The sequence below is a fragment of the Micromonospora sp. PRAS1 genome (genome assembly GCF_059553435.1).
Genome location: NZ_JCANNB010000008.1, coordinates 26,094 through 47,001, shown reverse-complemented (window position 1 = coordinate 47,001; position 20,908 = coordinate 26,094). Strand labels below are relative to the sequence as shown.

The 20,908-nt window shown below is 72.3% G+C and carries 16 protein-coding genes; 6 read left to right on the top strand and 10 right to left on the bottom strand.

Features of this window, described 5'->3' with window-relative positions; translation table 11 throughout:
- Positions 1-16: 16 nt before the first annotated feature.
- Both AC507J_RS09930 and AC507J_RS09925 read right to left on the bottom strand, forming a co-directional pair.
- Complete coding sequence (locus AC507J_RS09930) at positions 17-316, bottom strand: STAS domain-containing protein (RefSeq protein ID WP_496288801.1); 300 nt, start codon at positions 314-316, stop codon at positions 17-19.
- Positions 313-4,467: a SpoIIE family protein phosphatase gene (locus tag AC507J_RS09925; RefSeq protein WP_496288800.1), complete on the bottom strand. Its 4,155-nt coding sequence runs from the start codon at positions 4,465-4,467 to the stop codon at positions 313-315. Before AC507J_RS09925 ends, AC507J_RS09930 begins: the two co-directional genes overlap by 4 nt.
- Before the next feature lie 612 nt (positions 4,468-5,079).
- Between AC507J_RS09925 and AC507J_RS09920 the strand changes: the two genes are divergently transcribed.
- The 4 genes from AC507J_RS09920 to AC507J_RS09905 all read left to right on the top strand — a co-directional run bounded on the left by AC507J_RS09920 (position 5,080) and on the right by AC507J_RS09905 (position 9,087).
- Positions 5,080-6,471 (top strand): carbohydrate-binding domain-containing protein, encoded by a 1,392-nt coding sequence (locus tag AC507J_RS09920; protein ID WP_496288799.1) that lies wholly within the window; start codon positions 5,080-5,082, stop codon positions 6,469-6,471.
- A 146-nt stretch (positions 6,472-6,617) separates the two neighbouring features.
- Positions 6,618-7,205: a DUF4956 domain-containing protein gene (locus AC507J_RS09915; RefSeq protein ID WP_496288798.1), complete on the top strand. Its 588-nt coding sequence runs from the start codon at positions 6,618-6,620 to the stop codon at positions 7,203-7,205.
- Positions 7,202-8,029 (top strand): polyphosphate polymerase domain-containing protein, encoded by an 828-nt coding sequence (locus AC507J_RS09910; protein WP_496288797.1) that lies wholly within the window; start codon positions 7,202-7,204, stop codon positions 8,027-8,029. The genes AC507J_RS09915 and AC507J_RS09910 overlap by 4 nt, the downstream gene beginning before the upstream one ends.
- A 101-nt stretch (positions 8,030-8,130) precedes the next feature.
- Positions 8,131-9,087 carry a LysR family transcriptional regulator gene (locus AC507J_RS09905; RefSeq protein WP_496288796.1) on the top strand — a complete coding sequence of 319 codons (957 nt, stop codon included), beginning with the start codon at positions 8,131-8,133 and terminating at the stop codon, positions 9,085-9,087.
- Here AC507J_RS09905 and AC507J_RS09900 read toward each other — a convergent pair.
- Genes AC507J_RS09900 through AC507J_RS09865 form a run of 8 tightly spaced genes read right to left on the bottom strand, consistent with a single transcriptional unit; the run spans position 9,048 to position 17,267 of the window.
- Positions 9,048-10,241, bottom strand: coding sequence for a vWA domain-containing protein (locus AC507J_RS09900; protein WP_496288795.1), 1,194 nt, complete (start codon positions 10,239-10,241; stop codon positions 9,048-9,050). The two genes, AC507J_RS09905 and AC507J_RS09900, sit on opposite strands and share 40 nt — an antisense overlap.
- Complete coding sequence (locus AC507J_RS09895) at positions 10,238-11,074, bottom strand: SRPBCC family protein (RefSeq protein ID WP_496288794.1); 837 nt, start codon at positions 11,072-11,074, stop codon at positions 10,238-10,240. Before AC507J_RS09895 ends, AC507J_RS09900 begins: the two co-directional genes overlap by 4 nt.
- On the bottom strand, positions 11,071-12,000 hold the full coding sequence (locus AC507J_RS09890) for an AAA family ATPase (RefSeq protein ID WP_496288793.1): 930 nt from the start codon (positions 11,998-12,000) through the stop codon (positions 11,071-11,073). The genes AC507J_RS09895 and AC507J_RS09890 overlap by 4 nt, the downstream gene beginning before the upstream one ends.
- The gene (locus AC507J_RS09885; protein ID WP_496288792.1) at positions 11,997-12,581 is read right to left on the bottom strand and encodes a nucleotidyltransferase family protein; all 585 of its coding nucleotides are present in this window, start codon (positions 12,579-12,581) and stop codon (positions 11,997-11,999) included. The genes AC507J_RS09890 and AC507J_RS09885 overlap by 4 nt, the downstream gene beginning before the upstream one ends.
- Positions 12,578-13,447, bottom strand: coding sequence for an XdhC family protein (locus AC507J_RS09880; protein ID WP_496288791.1), 870 nt, complete (start codon positions 13,445-13,447; stop codon positions 12,578-12,580). The genes AC507J_RS09885 and AC507J_RS09880 overlap by 4 nt, the downstream gene beginning before the upstream one ends.
- Positions 13,448-13,456: 9 nt before the next feature.
- A complete protein-coding gene (locus AC507J_RS09875; protein WP_496288790.1) occupies positions 13,457-15,847 on the bottom strand; it encodes an aerobic carbon-monoxide dehydrogenase large subunit in 2,391 nt (796 codons plus the stop codon).
- Complete coding sequence (locus AC507J_RS09870; RefSeq protein WP_496288789.1) at positions 15,844-16,392, bottom strand: (2Fe-2S)-binding protein; 549 nt, start codon at positions 16,390-16,392, stop codon at positions 15,844-15,846. Before AC507J_RS09870 ends, AC507J_RS09875 begins: the two co-directional genes overlap by 4 nt.
- Before the next feature lie 2 nt (positions 16,393-16,394).
- Positions 16,395-17,267 (bottom strand): FAD binding domain-containing protein, encoded by an 873-nt coding sequence (locus AC507J_RS09865; RefSeq protein ID WP_496288788.1) that lies wholly within the window; start codon positions 17,265-17,267, stop codon positions 16,395-16,397.
- A gap of 117 nt (positions 17,268-17,384) precedes the next feature.
- Here AC507J_RS09865 and AC507J_RS09860 point away from each other — a divergent pair, with 117 nt between their 5' ends.
- Together AC507J_RS09860 and AC507J_RS09855 are read left to right on the top strand one after the other, a co-directional pair.
- Entirely contained in the window at positions 17,385-18,458 is a 1,074-nt protein-coding gene (locus tag AC507J_RS09860) for an XdhC family protein (protein ID WP_496288787.1), read from the top strand.
- 71 nt (positions 18,459-18,529) lie between these two features.
- Entirely contained in the window at positions 18,530-20,869 is a 2,340-nt protein-coding gene (locus AC507J_RS09855) for a helix-turn-helix domain-containing protein (protein ID WP_496288786.1), read from the top strand.
- The last annotated feature ends 39 nt before the right edge of the window (positions 20,870-20,908 follow it).

Genomic DNA, 20,908 nt, shown 5'->3' with positions numbered 1-20,908 from the left:
CGGCGCCGGCCGGGAGTCAGGGGCGGTGCACGGTGGTGAGGTCGGCCAGTCCGGAGATGGTGAGCAGCGGCTCCAGCAACGGGGTGACGACCAGCTGGACGCGCTCGGCGTGCGGAAACAGGGCGGCCAGGCCGGCGCTGTCGAGGTACTCCACCGCGGTGAGGTCGACGACGAGCGGGGCACCCTCGGGGTCAACGGCGGCGGCCAGCCCGGCGGCGAAGGTGGCGGCGTTGCTCATGTCGATCTCGCCGGTGACGGTCAGGACCCGCGTGCCGTCGGGGCGCCGGCTGGTGGCGAGGGAGAGCGCGGTGGTCATCGGGTGATCCTTGCCTGCATGTCGACAGTGGTGCCGGCCGCGCCGGCGGTGACGGTGATCGTGTCCATCAGGGCCCGCATGAGCACGAGCCCACGACCACGGTGGGTGTTGGCCGCCGGTTGCGGCGTCCGCCACCGGCCGGTGTCGGTGATGCTGAGGCGCAGGTCGTCCGCGGTGGCGGCGGCCCGCAGCAGGATCCGCCCGCCGGATGAGTCGCGGTTGCCGTGCTCGATGGCGTTGGCACAGGCCTCACCGGCGGCCACCAGGACGTTGTACGCGCTCGCCGGGGCCAGTCCGCAGCGGTCGAGCCAGTTGCGCAACGCGCTGCGCACCGGGGCGAGATGGGTCGACTCGGCGGGGAACTCCAGCTCCAGTGGACCGGGATGGCGATAGAGGAGCAGGGCGACGTCGTCGTCATAGCCGCCGTCCGGGGCCATCTGCTCCATCACCTCGGTGGCCAGGCTCTCGATGGGTGCGGCACGGCCGGTCTGGATGGCGGCGGCGGCGTGCGCGATGCCGACGCTGAGGGGTTGGCGGCGCCGTTCCACCAGGCCGTCGGTGTACAGCAGGAGGGTGGCCCGCGCGGGCACCACACAGCTGGCCTCGGGCCGAGCGAGACCCGGGCGGACGGCGAGCGGACGGGACCGCCCCTGGTCGAGCAGGTGTGTGGTGCCGTCCGGGTGGGCGATCACCGCCGGCGGATGACCGGCGCTGGAGTAGCGCAGCTCGCCGGTGAAGAGGTCGAGGACACCGCAGAACACGGTGGCGCAGGCGGCGCCGGGCAGTTGGGCGGCGAAGCGGTCGAGCGCTGTCAGCGTCTGGGCGGGGCTGGTGTCCTGGAGCAGCAGTGCCCGGCAGGCGCTGCGCAGCTGCCCCATGACGGTGGCGGCCTGAAGGCCGTGGCCGACGCAGTCGCCGACCACGATGCCGATCCGACCGTCGGGCAGCTCGACGGTGTCGTACCAGTCACCGCCGACCTTCAGCGGGCGGGTGGCGGGCGCGTACCGCACGGCGAAGCCGGCGGGTAGCTGCGCGGGGCCGAGGATGGCCCGTTGCAGTGCCAGGGCGGTCTCCCGCTGCTGGTCGATCTGGTGGACCCGGTGCAGCCCCTGACCGAGGTGCCCGGCCAGCAGGGCCAGCAGGGTCTGGTCCTGGTCGGTGAAGGGCCGCTTCTCCCCCAGGTCGACCCAGATGGCCATGGTGCCGTGTGGGTGCTCCACCGCGATGCCCGCGCCGCCTGCCGAATCGGCGACCGGGGTGAGCAGGGACCGGTCCCGTAGGTCGATGAGGCCGCGACGCCGCTGCTCGGTGAGCGTCTCCCAGCGCAGCTGCGGGTCGGTGGCGGTGATCACGGGAGCGTGGGCGCCGTCGAACACGGCCGCGAGTACGCGGGCGGCCCGCCAGAGCTTGCGCAGCTCGGCCAGGACGCCGTGCAGGGCGTCGGTCAGGTCCTCCGCCTGCGACAGGCGCATGCTCAGCGCCGCCAGAGCACTCTCGCGCTGCACGGCGTAGTGCTCGGCGGTCACGTCCCGGAAGGTACCGACGATCATGCGCCGGCCGCTGTCCGGGTCGTCGACCTGGTTGAAGGTGGCGGCTACCCACAACCGATGCCCGTCGGCATGGGTGACGGGCACCGTGTAGCTGCCCTGGTTCTGCCCGAGCAGCACCTCGGACGCCTCTATCACCTGGCGGTACGCCTCCGGTTCCGCCTCCCGGTCCGGCCACCACGGCTGCATCGGACCGGTGCGCAGATCCTCCGGACCGTAGCCGAGGATGTCGGTGAACGCCGCGTTGATCTCGACGACCGTGCCGTCCTCGGCACAGACGAAGAACGCCTCCTGCAACGAGTCGACAAGGGCCGTACGCCAGCGGGCATGATGGTTGCGCAGCCGGGCCAGTTCGATGTTGGCGCGTACCCGGGCCAGCAGTTCGGCCGCCGAGAACGGCTTCACCAGGTAGTCGTCGGCACCCGCCTCCAACCCCTCGATGGAGGCCTCCTGGCCGGCCCGGGCCGAGAGCAGCAGCACCGGCGTGCCTGCCGTCCGCGGATCGGCACGCAGGGCGGCGACCAGCCGCAGGCCGTCCAGGCGGGGCATCATCACGTCGCTGACCACCAGGTCCGGGGTCTCGGTGCGAGCGGCCTCGAGGGCGTCCAGCCCGTCGGCCACCGCGTCCACCCGATGGCCGGCGCTGCGCAGCAGCCGGATCAGGTACTCCCGCATGTCGGCGTTGTCGTCGGCGACAAGCACCCGGGCCGGCGTGGCGGAACGCAGCTGCCCGATGACGGAGGGGTGGTCGTGCTCCATCTCGGCCCCGGGCTGCGCCGCGCCGGGTAGCCAGCGCAGGGCCTCCTGGACGAACGGTTCGGCAGAGGCGGACACCCCCACCGTGTTGGTGACGGCGGGCACCAGGGCGTCGGCGGGCAGGTGCGCGGTGCCGAAGGGCAGGCGGATCGTGAACATGGTGCCCTCGCCCAGGGCGCTGTCGGCGGTGATGGTGCCGCCGTGCAGCGCGACGAGTTCCTTGACCAGGGCCAGGCCGATGCCGCTGCCCTCGTTCGACCGCGACCGGGCGTTCTCGATCCGGTGGAACCGCTCGAACAGCCGCGGCATCTCCTCCTCCGGTACGCCGATGCCGGTGTCCGCGATCCGCACCACCGCCTGCCCGTCCTCGGCGCGCAGCGTCACCCGTACCGAGCCGTGGAAGGTGAACTTGAGCGCGTTACTGAGCAGGTTGAGCAGGACCTTCTCCCACATCCCCCGGTCGATGTGCACCGGCTCGGGCAGTGGCGGGCAGTCCACCTCGAAGGTCAGGCCGGCGCGTTCGATCGCGGAGCGGAAGACGCTGGCCAGGTCGACGGTGGCCGCGGCCAGGTCGACCGGCTCGTAGCGCGCCTGCATCCGGCCCGCCTCGATGCGGGAGAAGTCCAGCAGGCTGTTGACCAGCTTGCCCAGGCGCAGGCCGTTGCGGCGGATGGCCTCCAGTTCCTCCTGCACCGGCTGCTCGGCGTCGTGCAACCGGACGCGCAACTCCTCCAGCGGACCCATGATCAACGCAAGTGGGGTGCGGAACTCGTGGCTGATGTTTGAGAAGAAGGCGGTCTTGGCCCGGTCCAGCTCGGCCAGTTCCTCCGCCCGCCGCTGCTGGGCCTCGTAGCTACGGGCACTGGCGATGCCCGCCGCCACATGCCCGGCCGCCAGCTCGATGAATCCCCGGTAGCCATCGTCGAGCGCCCGGTAACGGTTCGTCCCGGCCACCAGGAACCCGTACGGTGTGTCGCCCTGCCGCAGGAGCGGCACCAGCAACGCCTCGGTAGGAGGCCTGGGCCAGTCCCCCGTCGGCAGCCCCGCGAACCTCGGCTCATCAAGTGCCATCCGCGCCGACTCGCTCGCCAGCAGCCGCCCCGCCGGCCACAGGGCATCCGGATCCGTGGTCGACAGCGTCTGCGGAGCGGCGGGGTGCCCGACCGCGAGCCCGGTGGCGGCGGCCAGTCGGGCCTGCCCGTCCTCCTCGAACAGGTAGGTCAGGGTGAACGGCAGGTCCCGCCGATTCCGGTCCAGCTGCCGCCCCGCGAAGGCGAGCATCTCCTGTTCGGTACGGACCACGCTGGGGTCGGACCCGAGATCCCGCAGCGTCGCCATCCGGCGCTCGCCGATCACCTGGTCGGTGTCCTCCCGGACGACACAGAGCATGCCGACCAGCGCGCCATCGTCGTTGCGAAGCGGGCTGTAGGAGAACGTGTGGTACGTCTCCTCCCGGTAGTCGGACCGCTCCAGGAACAGCAGCAGCGCATCGTCCCAGGTCGCCTGCCCGGTGGTCAGCACGGTGTCGATCCGGGGACCGATGTCGTCCCAGATCTCCGCCCACACCTGGCTCGCCGGACGACCCAACGCCCACGGATACTTGCGGCCCAGCGTGTCGCGCCGGTAGGCGGCGTTGCAGAAGAAGGTCAGCTGCGGTCCCCAGGCCATCCACATCGGGAACCGGGACGACAACAGGATGCGTACGGCCGTCTGGAGGCTCTGCGGCCAGTCGGCCGGCAGCCCCAGGGGGGTCTCCGCCCAGTCCACCCGGGCGAGATCGCGACCGATTTCCTCGGCGACGGCGAACACGTCGGCATTGCCGCGCGGCTGCTGTTCACCACTGCTCATCGCGTCGACGTCTCCCTCACCCTGAACCTGCGACGCTCCGTCGCCACCCGCCGCCCCGCCTGAAAAATACGTGGTCCGAGCCGTCGCGGCATCCTGGCCCGCACGCCGACCCCGATCCGGCCCGATCAAGCGGCTCGGCAGGCATGTCAGCACGATAGCCCCGGCCCGGGGAGCGGAACGCGCCGACCGGGCCGCCGACCGGAGCCGCGGCACCGCTCGACGCCGCGCTCACGGCCGTTCGGCCAACTGCTTCCCCGGGAACCTCGCCGCATCAACCAGCAAGTTGCAGCCGTCAATGCATATCGGCAACCTAAGCGCACCGGAAAGATCCGTCCGGATCGGGGCTCCGCTCGAAACAGGGCCTGCGATAGCGCATCCCTGAAGGCGGGTCAAGGACGCAAAGCTATGCATTCCTTATGCATCACCTGTGAATCGTCTGCGACATGGCAGCGACTGACACTTCTGCCCGCAGGGGACTTTGCGGACGCGGCACGATAATTTACGATCCTCAATGTCTGCGAATTCACCCGCTGTTCAGCTTGCCGACAGCCGGCGTTCGGTTTCCCGACCGCGTGACCAGTGCAGACCCCGTCTTCGAGGAACAGGACCAGCATGAGACCAACCGCGTGCAGAACCGCCGTCGTCGCAAGCCTCGCCGCCGCCCTGTTGACCGGCCCGCTCGCCGTCGCAGCCGTCGCCGCGCCGACCGCCACCATCACCCTCAACGGATCCGGTGCGAGCGTCTCGGGCAGCAATGTCACAGTCTCCGGTGGCGCCGTCACGATCACCGCCCCTGGCTCGTACCAGATCAGCGGCACGCTCAACAACGGCTACGTACGGGTGGACTCGGCCGCCACCGGCACGGTGGAAATCATTCTCAGTGGCGCCTCGATCACCAACGCCAGCTCCTCGGCGCTCTACGTCACCAATGCCAGTTCGGTCCTGCTCACCCTGGCCGCCGGCACCAACAACACACTCACCGACGCCACCAGCTACACGAACACCGGCGAACCGGACGCGGCGTTGTTCAGCGCGGCCGACCTCACCATCGCCGGCACCGGATCACTCTCCGTACGCGCCAACTACGCCGACGGCATCGTCAGCAAGGACGATCTGGTCATCCAGTCCGGCACGATAACCGTCAACGCGGCGGACGACGCCATCCGCGGCAAGGACTCGCTCACCGTCAACGGCGGCACCATCAACGTGACCTCGACCGGCGGTGACGGGCTCAAGTCGAACGAGACCGACGCCGGCAAGGGTGTCGTGAACATCACCAACGGCACGATCACGGTCTCCGTGGCCGACGACGGCATCAAGGGCGAGAACGCGCTGAACATCTCCGGCGGCACGATCAACGTGACCAGGTCGTACGAGGCGCTGGAAGCGCTGCAACTGACGATCAGCGGCGGCAACCACACCGTCGTGTCGACCGACGACGCGGTAAACGCCGCGGAAGAGGGCGTGCCCGAGATGACCCCCTCGACGAGGGCGTTCATCCGGGTGACCGGCGGCACGGTGGTGGCCACCGGCGGGACCGACGGCTTCGACTCCAACGGCTCGCTCACCTTCGCCGGTGGCACGGTCGTGGCGGGCAGCACCAACAGCAGGGGTGGCGGCGAGGGCGCGCTCGACGCCGACGGGCCGATCACCTTCACCGCGGGCACGGTGGTCGGCGCCGGCATGACCTCGATGGCCGTGTTCCGGACGGTGCCCAACACCGGGCAGGGCTGGGTGGCTCCCCGCTTCACCACCAACTACGCCGCCAACACCATCGTGCACGTCGTCTCCGGCAACACCGTTCTCGCCTCGTACCGCACCCCCCGGAGCGGCCGGGAGATCCTCGTCTCGTCGAACCGGATCACCAACGGTCAGCGGTACGACATCTACACCGGCGGCAGCGTGAGCGGCACCAACGTCGGCGGCCTGTACACCGGCGGCAGCATCACCGGAGCCACCCGGGTGCTCACCGGCGTCACCGCCGGCCAGTACGCCCGGCGCTGAAGCATCCCGCCATCCGCTGCTCGGCCGGAGCAGAGCGGCCCCGGCCGGGCGGCGGATGGCGGACACCTCCATACCTCATCGATCGACCGTCCCGGCGACCGGATCCGCGTACCAGCGGCACCCGGTAGCCACCGGAAGGAGCACAAATGTCGCAGTTGGTCCTGGCCGGGATCGACCTGGCCGCCGTGGGCCTGCTGGTCTTCGCGCTGTACTTTCCCCGCCATCGGCGGCGTGACCTGGCAGTGTCCTACCTCGGGGTGAACGTCGGCGTCTTCGCCGTCGCCACCTCGCTCGGCAGCGGCAACGTCGGTGCCGGGCTCGGGTTGGGGCTCTTCGGCGTGCTCTCGATCATCCGGCTCCGCTCCACCGAACTCGACCAGCACGAGGTGGCGTACTACTTCTCCGCGCTCGCGCTCGGCATCCTCGGGCCCATCGGCGGCAGCTCCATCTGGGTCGTCGCCGCCCTGACCGCGCTGATCCTCGTGGTGATGTACGTCGGCGATCATCCCCGGCTGCTGCACCGGCACCGGCGGCACGTCATGGTGCTCGACACCGCGTTCACCGATCCGGTCGCGCTCACCGCGCACCTGGAACAGCTGCTCGGCGCGCGGGTGCACGCCGCCAACGTGGAGCGGGTCGACCTGGTAAACGACACCACCGTGGTCGACGTCCGTTACTCACGGCCGAGGGCGGCTGCCGTCCGACGCCCGGTGCCGGCGGGTGCGACGCGATGACGCCCTTCACCGTGCCCGGCCCGACGCTTACCGAACTCACCCCCATCGGGCTCACCGAACTGGTCGAGCGTGCCGCACTACAGACCCGGTTCGACCGCAAGTACCTGCTCCCGCTCGCCGAGGTACCGGACCTGGTCGCCGGGCTCGCCCCGGACAGCCAGGTGCTGGAGATCGACGGCCTGCGGACCTTCCGCTACGAATCGGTCTACTTCGACACCCCCGACCTGGTCTGCTTCCGGCTCGCCGCCCGTCGGCGGCGCCGCAGGTTCAAGATCAGGACGCGGACGTATCTGGACTCGGGCCAGTGCTGGCTCGAGGTGAAGACCGAGGGCGTGCGGGGCGGCACGGTCAAGGACCGGTTGCCCTACCGACTCGACCACAGCGGCCAGCTCTCCCCGGGGCGGGCGTTCGTGGACGGCGCGCTTGCCGCCCTGAGCACCACCGCCGACCTGGCCTTCGCGCCGACCCTCACCACCGCGTACCGGCGCAGCACGCTGTACTTCCCGTCGACAGCCAGCCGGGCCACCATCGACGTCGAGTTGAGCTGGTGGGACAGTCGCGGCAACCGGTTGGAGCTGCCCCGACTGGCGATCGTCGAGACGAAGACCGGGGCCCGGGCCTCGCAACTCGACCGGCTGCTCTGGCGCTGCGGTCACCGCCCCGTGGCCGTCTCCAAGTACGCGACCGGGTTGGCCGCCCTCGACCCCGACCTGCCCGCCACCCGCTGGCGGCGCATCCTGAAGCGGCACTTCGTGCCGGCCACCGACCCGCAGCCGGCGGCCCGGTACCCGGCGGTCCTCCAGGCGGCCCTGCTCGACCCGTAACCGTCCGCGTCGACGGGGTAGCGCTGGAACGGCCGAACGGGCATGATCGAACGTCGTTCGCGAAGAGTCGTTCGAGCGGGGTGGGAAGAGGGCCGACGTCGATGACCCCGGCACAGCTGCGTGCGTACGTCGCGGTGGTCCGGACGGGCTCCGTCAAGCAGGCCGCCGCCCAGCTCGAGGTCTCCGAATCGGCCATCTCGCTACACATCGCCCAGTTGCGCAAGGAGTTCGGCGACCGATTGTTCTCCCGTACGTCGGTCGGGCTCGCGTTCACCCCGGGTGGTCTGCGGCTGGCCAGCCGCGCCGCCGAACTGCTCGGCCTACAGGACCGCACGGTGGCGGAGGTGAACGCCGCGGCCCGGGGTCGGCGGCTGTTGCGGGTCGCCGCCTCCAGCATGTTCGCCGAACTCGCCGCACCGGGGCTGATCGAGCTGTTCACCAGGCGCGCCGCCGACCTCGACGTCGAGCTGAGCGTACGCAGCCCGCGTTCGTTCGAGACGCTGCTGCTCACCCGCGCCGCCGACCTCGCGATCGGGCCCCAGGCGCCGGTCGTCGACCAGGCGATCGCGTCCCGGCCGGTGATGAACTACCGGTTGGTGATCGTCGTCGGGCCGGACCATCCGCTGGCCGGGCAGCGGGCCTCGGCCGCGCAGCTGCGCGAGCAGACCTGGCTGCTCGGGCCGTCCGCGGCCACCGAACTGGGCGCGGTCCAGGCGATGCTGCGCCGGCTCGCCGTACCCGACGACAGGCAGCAGATCTTCCAGAGCCACGCGGCCGCACTGGGTGAGGCGAAACGTGGCCGGGGCGTGGCGCCGGCCCTGTCGTTCACCGTCGCGCCGGAGGTGCGTACCGGCCATCTCGTGCTGCTGGACGGGCCGCACACGACGGTCGAGGCGGTCTGGCACTCGCTGGTGCTCACCGGCCCCGGCGCGCTCTCGGCGGCGGCCGAGCTGTCCCGGTTCGCGTGCACGTCGCGGGCGATCCAGGCGATGATGCGCGGCGCGGGCGTGAGCCTGGGTCACTTCCGGCCGGCGGTCCACGTGACGCTCTGGAGCTGACCGGCGGCGGCCAGCAACTCCTGGAACGTCCCGGCCGGCAGCAGCCGGTCGCAGTAGGGCAGCGCCGCGGCCATGCCCGCCACCAGGGGCGCGAAGCCCGGCACGCCGGCCCGCGGGTTCAACCAGACGACGAGGTGCGCCCGGCGACGCAGCCGCGCCATCGCGGCGGCGAGTTCCTCCGGCGGATCGCTGTCCCAGCCGTCCGAGCCGATCACCACCACCGCGCCCCGGAGCGCGTCGCCGTGCCTTGACCCGAGCAACGTACGCAGGTTGGTGGCGATCCGGGTGCCGCCGAACCGGTCGGTCACGACCGCACCGGCCTGGGTGACCGCCGCGACGGGTGAGGTGTGCCGCAGCGCCACCGTGAGTCGGTTCAGCGTCGTCCCGAACGCGAACACCTCGGCGTCGGCGACCGCCGCGAAGGCCCGCATCAGGTGCAGGTACGCCGTCGCCTGCGCCCGCATCGACTCGCTGACGTCACAGAGCAGCACGACCCGCCGGGGTCGCCGCACCTGTCGCTCGCGTACCACCTCGACGGGTTCCCAGGCGGTACGGCGGGCGCGGGCGATCGTCGGTCGCAGGGCGAGTCGCCGCCCGGCCGGGCTGACGGCGTGCCGCCGGGTACGCCGGGTCGGCCAGCCGGCGACCGCCGCACGCAACGCGTCGCCGAGCAGTGCCACCTGCGTCTCGTCGAGTTCCTCGAACGGCCGGTCGGCCAGCCCGGCGAGCGCGGCGGGACGCCGCTCGGGAAGCCGCATGGCGCTCTCGTCCTCGGCCGCCTCGGCGACGGCCGGTGGCAGTGTCGCCCAGGGCAGCCCGCCGCCGGGTCCCGCCTCGGCGTTCGCCGCCGGCACCGGGACGTGCACGTCGTCGCGGCGGCCGGGCGGTGCCGGGGGCCGGGCCGGCGGCACCACCGGCGCCTCGGCGAAGACCGCCGCGAAGACCCGGTCGAAGACCTCGATGTGCTCGTGCCGGCGGACCAGGCTGATCCGGGCGGTCCAGTAGAGGGTGCGGCGGCGTACCGGCGGATCGGCGGCCAGCGCCCGGACGAAGTCCTCGACCTCGGTGAGCCCGGCCGGGACGCCGGCCCGTCGCAACCGCTCGGCGAGGGCCACGGCGAACGCCGCCCGGTCGGTCCCGCCCGGCAGGCTCACCGCCGGGCGACCAGCCAGGCGATCACCGCGCCGACCGCGACGACGCCGACAAGTACCGGCACCAGCCGCTTGGCCACCGAGCCGCCCGCGACGTCGAGCAGGTCGAGCGCCGCCGGCTCGGCGGCCGGTTCCGCAGTGGACGCCGTACGCCCGGCCGGCGCTGCGGCGGGTACCCCCGGGCGCCCCGCGACGGGGCCGCCCGACAGCTCCTCGCCGACGGGCGCGGACACGGGCTCGACCGGCGCGGGCGCGGTCGACGACGGTCCGACCGGCCCGGGCGCGGTCGGCGATGGCCCGGGCGCGGTCGGCGATGGCTCGACCGACGCGGTCGCGGCCGACGGTGGCTCGACCGGCGCGGGCGCGGTGGGCAACGGGTCGACCGGCGCGCCTTCGCTGGCGAGTTTGGCCTCCAGGTTGGCGACGAACTGGGCGAGGAGCTTGCCGGAGACCTCTTTGATCATGCCGCTGCCGAACTGGGCCAGCTTGCCGGAGATCTTCAGGTCGGTGTCCACGCTCACAAGCGTCCGCTCGCCCTCCGGCCGCAGCTCGGCGGTGATCAGCGCGGCGGCGTTGGCGGCCGACCGGGCGTCGCGGCCCTTCGCGTCGATCACCGCGCGGTGCCGCGCGTCGTCCTTCTCCACGAACCGGGCGGTGCCCGCGAACTCGGAGACGACCGGACCGACCTTGACCTTCACCTTGCCCTGGTGGACGTCGCCGTCGATCCCGGTGAGCTGGGCACCGGGCAGGCAGGGCGCGATGCCTGCCAGGTCGGTGAGGGCCGTCCAGGCCCGCTCGACCGGGATGTTTACCGCGAACTCGTTGGTGATCTTCATAGCTGACTCTCCTGATGGGTGCTACCCGGCACCGGGCCCCAGGCGTCGCCGGCGAGCGCGGCGGCGACGGTGGCCCGGTCGTCGGGGGTCTTGGCGATGGCGCCGATGGTGCGCGGTACGGCGGCGGAGGCGAGGTCGTCGACGCCCAGCACCGACAGCGCGGCGACCCAGTCGATCACCTCGGCCATCCCGGGCGTCTTCTCCAGTTCCAGGTCCCGCACGCCGCGGACGAACGCGGTGGCGGTACGGATCAGCGGCTCGACCGCACCGGGCACCGCACGGCGGACGATCTCGGCCGCCCGGCCCGGCTCGGGGAACTCGATCCAGTGGTAGAGGCAGCGGCGGCGCAGCGCGTCGTGCAGTTCGCGGCTGCGGTTGGAGGTGAGTACGACGATCGGTGGCGTGGCCGCGGTGAACGTGCCGAGTTCGGGAATCGTGATGCCGGCCTCGCCGAGGAACTCGAAGAGCAGCGCCTCGAACTCGTCGTCGGCGCGGTCGATCTCGTCGATCAGCAGCACCGGCGGCACCGGCCCGGAATGGCGTACCGCCCGCAGGATCGGCCGTTCCTGGAGGAACTCGGCGCTGAACAGGTCGGCGTCGGTGAGCCGGGCCTGCTGCGCCTCGGCGAGCCGGATGGCGAGCAGCTGCCGCTGGTAGTTCCACTCGTAGAGCGCCTCGCCCGCGGTCAGCCCCTCGTAGCACTGCAACCGGATCAGCGTGGTGTCAAGCGCCCGGGCCAGGGCCTTGGCCGCCGCCGTCTTGCCGACCCCCGGCTCGCCCTCCAGCAGCAACGGCTTGCCCAGCCGCAGGGCCAGGAAGAGGGCCATCGCCATGCCCTCGTCAGCCAGGTAGTCGACGGCGTCGAGGCGGCGGACGACGGCGGCGGGATCGGGCAGCGCGAGCCGCCCGTCGGCGGAGCCGTTCATGGCGCCTCGCCGGCCAGCAGCCGCTGGTAGTCCGCGCGGGTGTCCACGTCGATCGGCACCGGCCCGTCGACGGGTACCTCGGTGACCGGGTGCCGGCCGGAGTGCAGCAGCTTCCACACCGCCTTGTCGCCGTGCAACTCGGCCAGTTCGGGAAAGACCTCGCGGGAGAACCGGAACGGATGGCCCAGGCCGTCGGCGTACCGGCAGACGGCGAGCGCGCTTCCCGCCCCGGCGACCCGCCGGACGTCGGCGGCCCGCACGCCGGGCTGGTCGCCGAGGAGCAGCACCAGTCCGTCGGCGCGCGGATCGACCTGCCGCACCGCGGTACGGATCGACGACCCGCAGCCGGTACTGAACTCGGTGTTCGCCACGACCTGGACCCCGGTCAGGTCGACCCGGGCGCGGATCTGCTCCGCCGCCCCGCCCAGCGTCACAAGCAGCTGGTCGAAGCCACACGAGCGGGCCAGGTCCAGGGTCGCGTCGAGCAGCGTCCGCCCCCGGTACGGCAACAGCTGTTTGGCCTCGCCGAGGCGGACGGATGCGCCGGCGGCGAGCACCAGTCCGGTCAGGAACACCGTCATGCCGCCGTGAAGGCCGCGCGGCAACCGGGACAGCAGAACCAGTGATCCTGCCCGTCGTGCAGCACGTGGGGCGTCTCCGCCGCGATCATCACCGTCATCCCGCAGACCGGGTCCACCGCCTGCCGCGGTCGTAGCGTGGGCGGGTCGGCGGGCGGGGCCAGTCCGTCGCGCCGGACCGCCCGGACCACCTCGGCCAGGATGGCCAGGGCGATCTCCGGCGGCGTACGCGCGCCGATGTCCAACCCGGCCGGTGAGTGCACGCGGGCCCGCTCGGCGTCGGTGAGGCCCAACTCGTCGAGCAGGGCGGCGGCACGCCGGCCGCTGGCGACCAGCGCGACGAAACCCACACCCGCGTCGAGCGCGGCCCGGATCGCCTCGGCTTCGCCCTTGCCGAGCCCGGCCACCACGACCGCGGTCGCACCGGCGAAGTCACCGGCGGTCGAGACCTCGAAGTCGAGGAACTCCGCAAGCGTCGCCACCGCGGCGCTGATCGGCGTGTCACCGGCCAGCCCGAGCACCGGCACCGGCCGCACCGGCCGCAGGAAGATCTCGATCGCGCCACCGGAGTGGCACGGGTTGACCACCACCCGCGCGCCCGGCGTCTCGGGGAAGCTGGCCGCCCCGTCGGGCAGCACCCGCAGCAGCAGCGGGTCGCCGTCGCGCAGCAGGTCGAGCGCGGCGGCGCGGACGGAACCCGCCGCGCACGCCCCGCCGACGAAACCCTCGATCGTGCCGTCGGGCAGGATCAGCGCCGCGTCGCCCGGCAGCGCCGACGTCGGCTCCTGGGCGCGGACCACTGTGGCGTGCACGTACGGCTCGCGCGATTCGGTCAACTCGCGCATCCGCTCGGCGATCGTCGTCGACATCCGGCCTCCTCAGATCGGCGGCCGGGCCTGGCCGCGCATCGCGTCCCAGACCCGCGACGGCGTCAACGGCATGTCCGCGTGCCGTACGCCGAAGGGCTTCAGGGCGTCCACGACCGCGTTGACGATCGCCGGAGGCGAGCCGACGGTGGCCGACTCCCCCACGCCCTTCGCGCCGATCGGGTGGTGCGGCGAGGGGGTGACGGTGAAGCCGGTCTCCCAGTCGGGCACCTCCAACGCGGTCGGGATCAGGTAGTCCATCAGCGACGCGCCGAGGCAGTTGCCGTCCTCGTCGAACGCGATCATCTCCATCAGCGCCATGCCGACCCCGTCGGTCAGCCCGCCGTGCACCTGACCCTCGATGATCATCGGGTTGATCCGGGTGCCGCAGTCGTCGACCGCGATGAACCGGCGCACGGTGACCTGCGCGGTGCCGGGGTCGACGTCCACCACGCAGATGTACGCGCCGTGCGGGTAGGTCAGGTTCGACGGGTTGTAGCAGATCTGCGCCTCCAGCCCGCCCTCGACACCCTCGGGCAGGTCGCCGGCGCCGTGCGCGCGCAGCGCGATGTCCTGGATGGTGACGGACTTGCCCGGGTCGCCCTTGACGTGGAACGCGCCCTTCTCCCACTCCAGGTCGGCGACGGAGACCTCAAGCATGCCGGAGGCGATGATCCGGGCCTTGTCGCGGACCTTGCGGGCCACCAGGGCCGCCGCCGCGCCGGAGACCGGCGTCGACCGGCTGCCGTACGTGCCGAGGCCGAAGGGGGTGTTGTCGGTGTCGCCGTGCACCACGTCGATGTCGGCCGGCGGGATGCCGATCTCCTCGGCGACGATCTGCGCGAAGGTGGTCTCGTGCCCCTGCCCCTGCGACTGCACGCTGAGCCGCACCACGGCCTTGCCGGTCGGGTGTACCCGCAGCTCGCAGCCGTCGGCCATGCCCAGCCCGAGGATGTCCATGTTCTTGCGGGGGCCGGCGCCGACCGCCTCGGTGAAGAACGCGATGCCGATGCCCATCAGCTCGCCCCGGGCCCGCTTCTCCGCCTGCTCGCGCCGCAACTCGGCGTAGCCCGCCATGTCCATCGCCAGCCGCATGGTGGGCTCGTAGTCGCCGGAGTCGTAGACCCAGCCGGTCTTGGTGGTGTACGGGAACTGCTCGGGCCGGATGAAGTTCTTCAGCCGCAACTCGGCCGGGTCCATGCCCAACTCGTCGGCGAGGCAGTCGACGATCCGCTCGACCAGGTAGACGGCCTCGGTGATCCGGAACGAGCAGGCGTACGCGACGCCACCGGGTGCCTTGTTCGTATAGACCGCGGTCATCTTGCAGTACGCGGCCTCGATGTCGTAGCTGCCGGTGAAGACGCCGAAGAAACCGGCCGGGTACTTGACCGGCGCGGCGGTGCCGTTGAAGGCGCCGTGGTCGGCGAGCACGTTGGTGCGGATGGCCAGGATCCGGCCGTCCCGGGTCGCCGCGATCTCGCCGCGCATGATGTAGTCGCGGGCGAACCCGGTGCTGATCAGGTTCTCCGACCGGTCCTCCATCCACTTGACCGGCTTGCCGGTGACGATGGAGGCGACGATGGCGCAGACGTACCCGGGATAGATCGGCACCTTGTTGCCGAAGCCGCCGCCGATGTCCGGCGAGATCACCTGGATCTTGTGCTCGGGGATGCCGGCCACGATCGCGTAGAGGGTCCGGTGCGCGTGCGGCGCCTGGGTGGTGGACCAGAGCCGCAGCTTGCCCTCGACCGGGTCGAAGTCGGCGACCGCACCGCAGGTCTCCATCGGCGCCGGATGCACCCGTGGATAGACGATGTCCTCGCTGACCACCACGTCGGCGCGGGCGAAGACCGCTTCGGTGGCCGCCTCGTCGCCGGTCTCCCAGTCGAAGCAGTGGTTGTCGGACTTGCCTTCCAGGTCGTCGCGGATCACCGGCGCGTCCGGTGCCAGGGCCCGGCGCACGTCGATCACCGGGTCGAGGACGTCGTACTCGACGTCGATCAGTTCCAGGGCGTCGCGGGCGGCGTAGCGGTCCGCCGCGACCACGAACGCCACCTCCTGCCCCTGGAAGCGCACCTTGTCGGTGGCGAGCACCGCCTGCACGTCGTTGGAGAGGGTAGGCATCCAGGCCAGGTTCAACTCGGCCAGGGCCGCCCCGGTCACCACCGCCTGCACCCCGGGTGACGCCTCGGCGGCGCTGGTGTCGATGCTGACGATCCGGGCGTGCGCGACCGGCGCCCGCAGGATCGCCAGGTGCAGCATGCCGGGCAGTTGCACGTCGTCGACGTACCGCCCCCGGCCACGGACGAAGCGCGGATCCTCCTTGCGCAGCATCCGGCCGTACCCGACGGGCTTCTGGTCGTTGTCGTGGAAGGTGTCCACGCGCTCGTGCACGGTCGTCATGCGGGGCTCCCGGCGGGTTGACCGGCGTTGTCGATCGCGCCGGCATCGGGTGCTTCGGTGGTCTCGGTGACCCGGGCCGCGGCCTGCTGCTCGTGCACGGCCGCCCAGCGCACCGAGCGCACGATCGTGGCGTAGCCGGTGCAGCGGCAGATCTGGCCGGAGATGGCCTCGCGGATCTCCGCCTCGCTGGGGTCCGGGTTGCGGTCCAGCAGCGCCCGGCAGGTCATCATCATCCCCGGGGTGCAGAAGCCGCACTGGAGGCCGTGGCACTGTATGAAACCCTGCTGGATCGGGTCCAGCTCCGCGCCCTTGGCCAGCCCCTCGACCGTACGCACCTGGTGGCCGCCGGCCATCGCGGCCAGCACGGTGCAGGACTTCACCGGCTCACCGTCCAGCCAGACCACGCAGGTGCCGCAGTTGCTTGTGTCGCAGCCCCAGTGCGTGCCGGTCAGGCCGAGCACGTCCCGCAGGAAGTGCACAAGCAGCAACCGGCCCTCAATCTCCCGGGTGACCTCGACGTCGTTGACGGTCATCGTGACCTGCATCTTCAACTCCTCGCCCGCGCGGTGGCCCGGCGCAGGGCCCGCTTGGTCAGCTCGGCGGCCAGATGCCGCTTGTAGTCGGCGCTGCCCCGCTGGTCGGTGACCGGGTCGCAGCTGCGGGCCGCGATCTCCCCGGCCCGCTCGAAGAGGCTCTCGGAGGGCTCCTGGCCACGCAGCGCCGCCGAGACCGCCGGGATGCCTGTGGTGTTCGGGCCGACCGCGGCGAGCCCCACCCGGGCGTCGGCGATCACGCCGCCGTCGAGCCAGATGGCCGCGCCGGCCGAGACCACGGCCCAGTCGCCGGCCCGCCGTTCGACCTTCTCGTACGCGCTGCCGCCGCCCGGCCGTACCGGCAGCCGGATCTCGACAAGCATCTCCGCCTCGCCGACCGCCGTCTCGTACGGCCCGACGTGGAACTCCTCCATCGACACGATCCGCTCGGTCCCACCCGACCCGCGGATCACGCAGCTCGCGTCAAGCGTGGTGCAGACGGCGGAGAGGTCCTCGGACGGATCGGCCTGACAGAGCGAGCCGCCCAGCGTGCCCCGGTTGCGTACCACCGGATCGGCGATCACCCGCTCGGCGTCGGCGAAGATCGGAAAGGCCGCCGCCAGCTCGGCCGATTCGAGCAGCTCGCGGTGCCGGGTGAGCGCTCCGATCCGCAACTCGTCGGGCCCGGGCCGGATGTAGCCCAACTCGCCGTGCAGATCGTTGATATCGATCAAATAGTCGAAGTTGGCCAGGCGAAGCTTCATCATCGGCAACAGGCTGTGCCCGCCGGCGATCAGCCTCGCCGTGCTGCCCAGCCGCTCCAACAGGCCGATGGCCTCGTCCACAGTCGTGGCTCGCTCGTACTCGAACGGCGCCGGAACCTGCATCTCGCACCTCCGCGGTCCCGGCAGACCCTGGTATCAAGGTCCACTCAAGTCAACGACGACTTAAGGGATCGCTTAGGTCGACTTGACGATCCCCCGCCGCGCACGGATCGTGCTGGGATGCGGGAGATCGCCGACGGGCTGGTGGCCTGGCGCGCCAGCGGCGTCGGGTACGCCGTGGCGACCGTCGTACGGACCTGGCGGTCGGCACCCCGACAGCCGGGCGCCACCATGGCGGTCTCCGCCGACGGCGAGGTCCTGGGCAGTGTCTCGGGTGGCTGTGTCGAGGGGGCGGTCTACGAACTCTGCCGGGAGTCGATCGAGACGGGCAAGACCCGGACCGAGACCTACGGCGTCAGCGACGACGACGCGGTGGGCGTGGGTCTGACCTGCGGCGGCACCGTCGAGATCATGGTGCAACCGGACGTGGCGCTGACCGAGGCGGACGAGGTGCTCGCCGCGATCCGGCAGGGCCGGCCGGTGGCCACCGCGTCGACCGGCGACGCCCAACTGGTGCTCTGGCCGGACCGGACCGCCGGCAGTCTCGGCGACCCCGGGCTGGACCGCGCGGTGGCGCAGCAGGCGGCCGGGATGCGCGCCCTCGGCGCCACCGGCATGCTCCACCTCGGTACGCACGGCGAACAGCGCCGCGACGAGGTGGCCGTCTTCGTCCAGTCCTACCTGCCCCCGCCCCGCATGATCGTCTTCGGCGCGATCGACTACGCCGCCGCGGTGGCCCGGATCGGCCGGTTCCTCGGCTACCACGTCACGGTCTGCGACGCCCGCCAGGTCTTCGCCACCCGCAGACGGTTCCCGGAGGCCGACGAGGTCGTCGTCGGGTGGCCGCACCGCTACCTCGCCTCGACGATCGTCGACGAGCGGACGGTGCTCTGCGTGCTGACCCACGATCCGAAGTTCGACGTACCGCTGCTCGAGGTCGCCCTGCGTACCCCCGCCCGCTACATCGGGGCGATGGGCAGCCGGCGTACCCACACCGACCGGCTGCGCCGGCTACGCGAGGCGGGGGTGCCGGAGGCGGCACTGGCCCGGCTCTGCTCGCCGATCGGGCTGGACCTCGGGGCCCGTACGCCCGAGGAGACCGCCGTGGCGATCGCCGCCGAGATCATCGCCCGAGCCGGCGACGGCTCGGGCCGCCCACTCACCGAACTGGACACCCCGATCCACCGGCACTGATCTTCGGTCGTGCGTGGACGGTGCACCCACCGGTGCCGGGGCCCGCAACATCGCCATGGCATCATCGGCGCATGCCGCATGTGATCGACTCGTCACGCACCGCACCGACGGGGCACCGACCCCACCTCGCGCGCACCGAGCCGAACCGCTTCGGTCTGCTGCTGCGCCGGCACCGCACCGACTCCGGCCTGACCATCGACGAATTGGCCACCGCCTCGGGGGTCAGCGTCCGGGCGATAAGCGACATGGAGCGCGGCCGTAGCCGGGTACCGCAACGGCGTACGGTCGAGGCGCTGGTCAGGGCGCTGAACCTACCGACCGGCGCGGCCACCGCCCTGCGCGACAGCGCCCGCGCCGGTCGCCGCGAAGGGCGGACGGCACCGGCGCTGGCACCGCCGCGTACCGTCGCCGACTTCACCGGCCGGCACGGCGAGCTGGCCTGGGTGGGCGAACTCGTCGCCCGTGGCGCCGAACCGGCGGACCGACCCGACGCACCGGTGGTCGCGGTCGTCTCGGGGCCGCCCGGCCTCGGCAAGACCGCGCTGATGGTGCAGGCCGCGACCCGGTACGCCGCCTCGTTTCCCGACGGGGTGCTCTTCGTCGACCTGCGCGGCCTGGACGCCGATCCGCCCCGCCCGGACGATCTGCTGCTCCGCCTGCTGATCGCGCTCGGGGTGGAGGAGAGCCGGGTACCGGCCGACCAGCATTCCCGGGGTGCCCAGTACCGGGCCCTGCTCCGCGAGCGGCGCAGTCTGCTGCTGCTCGACAACGCCGCCGACGAGGCACAGATCCGTCCCCTGCTGCCGGGCGCCGGCAGCACCATGACGATCATCACCAGCCGGCGGGCGCTTGCCGGTCTGGAGGCGGTCGACCGGCTCACCCTGCCCGCCCTCACCTCGGGTGAGGCGGTCGCCCTGCTGCAACGGATCATCGGTCCGGCCCGCGCCACCGAGCCGGAGGCCATGCTGCTCGGCCTCGCGCGTGCCTGCGGGCACCTGCCGTTGGCGTTGCGGATCGCCGGTAACCGCCTGCTCAGCCGGCCGGACTGGAGCATCGAGTATCTGCTGTCCCGGCTCGCCGACCAGGACAACCGGCTCGACCTCCTGGTCGCCGGGGACCTGCAGATCGCGGCACCGTTCATGCTCTCCTACCGGCAGCTCTCCCCTGCCGCGGCGCAGACCTTCCGGCGGCTGGCGGTGCTACCCGGGCCGGACACCGGGCTGGACCTGGCCGCCCAGGCGGCCGGGCTGGACCTGCGACAGACCGAGTCCGCACTTGAGGAACTGGCCGAACTCGGGCTGCTCCAGCCGGCCACCGACGGCCGCTACCGGTTCCACGACCTGATGCGTCTCTTCGCCCGGGCCCGGCTGGCCGCCGAGGAGAGCGCGGCGGCGCGGCAGCAGGTCGAGGCGCGGGTGATCACCTGGTTGCTAACGACCGCGATCGCGGCCGGCCGGTGGTTCGAGCCGAGGTACGCCACCGCGCCCGATCCGACAACGGCCCAGCTCTCCGGTCAGGGCTGGGCCACCGCGCAGGACGCCGGCCGCTGGATCGAGCAGGAGAGCCGCAACTGGTTCGGCGCGCTGCGCTGGGCCGTCGCCGCCGGCCGGCACGCCGAGGTGCTGGCCGTCGCGGACGCCATGCACTGGTTCTCCGACCGGTGGGTGCACTGGGAACACTGGCTTGAGGTGTACCAGATGTCGGCCGACTCGGCCGCGGCGCTCGGCGACCCACGCGACCGGGCGATCCACCTGAACTACCTCTCCTGGGCCTACACCACCTGCGCACACCTGCCCGATCTGGCCGAGCCGCCGGCCCGCGAGGCGCTGCGCCTGGCCGCCGTGGCGGGCGACCTGAGCCAGCAGGGTTGGGCCTGGACCTACCTCGGGCTCGCGGCCCGGCGGCGGGGCGACTCCGCCGGGGCCGAAGCGGCGGCCGGGCAGGCGCTGCCGCTCTTCGAGGCCGGAGCGGACTGGGACGGGTACGCGCAGGGGCTCGCCCTGCTGGCCGGCAGCCTCGCCGCCGCCGGCCGGCACCGCGAGGCCATCACCCGGTATCGGCGGCTGGACGCGCTGCTGACCGACCCGGACCGGGCACCGTCCCCGCTTGTCGTCGAGGTGACCGCCGGTCACGTCCACCTGAACATCGGGCAGTGCCTGCTGGCGTTGCGGCGCTGGACGGCCGCCGCAGCAAGCTTCCGGGCCGCGCTGCCCCGGCTGCAACGATCGGGGGTACGGCAGAGCGAGGCGCGTTGCCGTCACGGGCTGGGCAGCGCGCTCGCCCGGTTGGGCCGGCCGGACGAGGCCCGCACCGAACTGCGCCGGGCGGTCCGCATCGCCCGGCATGTCGGCCCGGCGGAGCTGGTCGACGCGGCGCTGCATCAACTCGCCGAACTCGCCCCGACCGGGTGAGCCGCGCCGCTGCGGCCCAATGGCGGTGGCCTGGCCGGG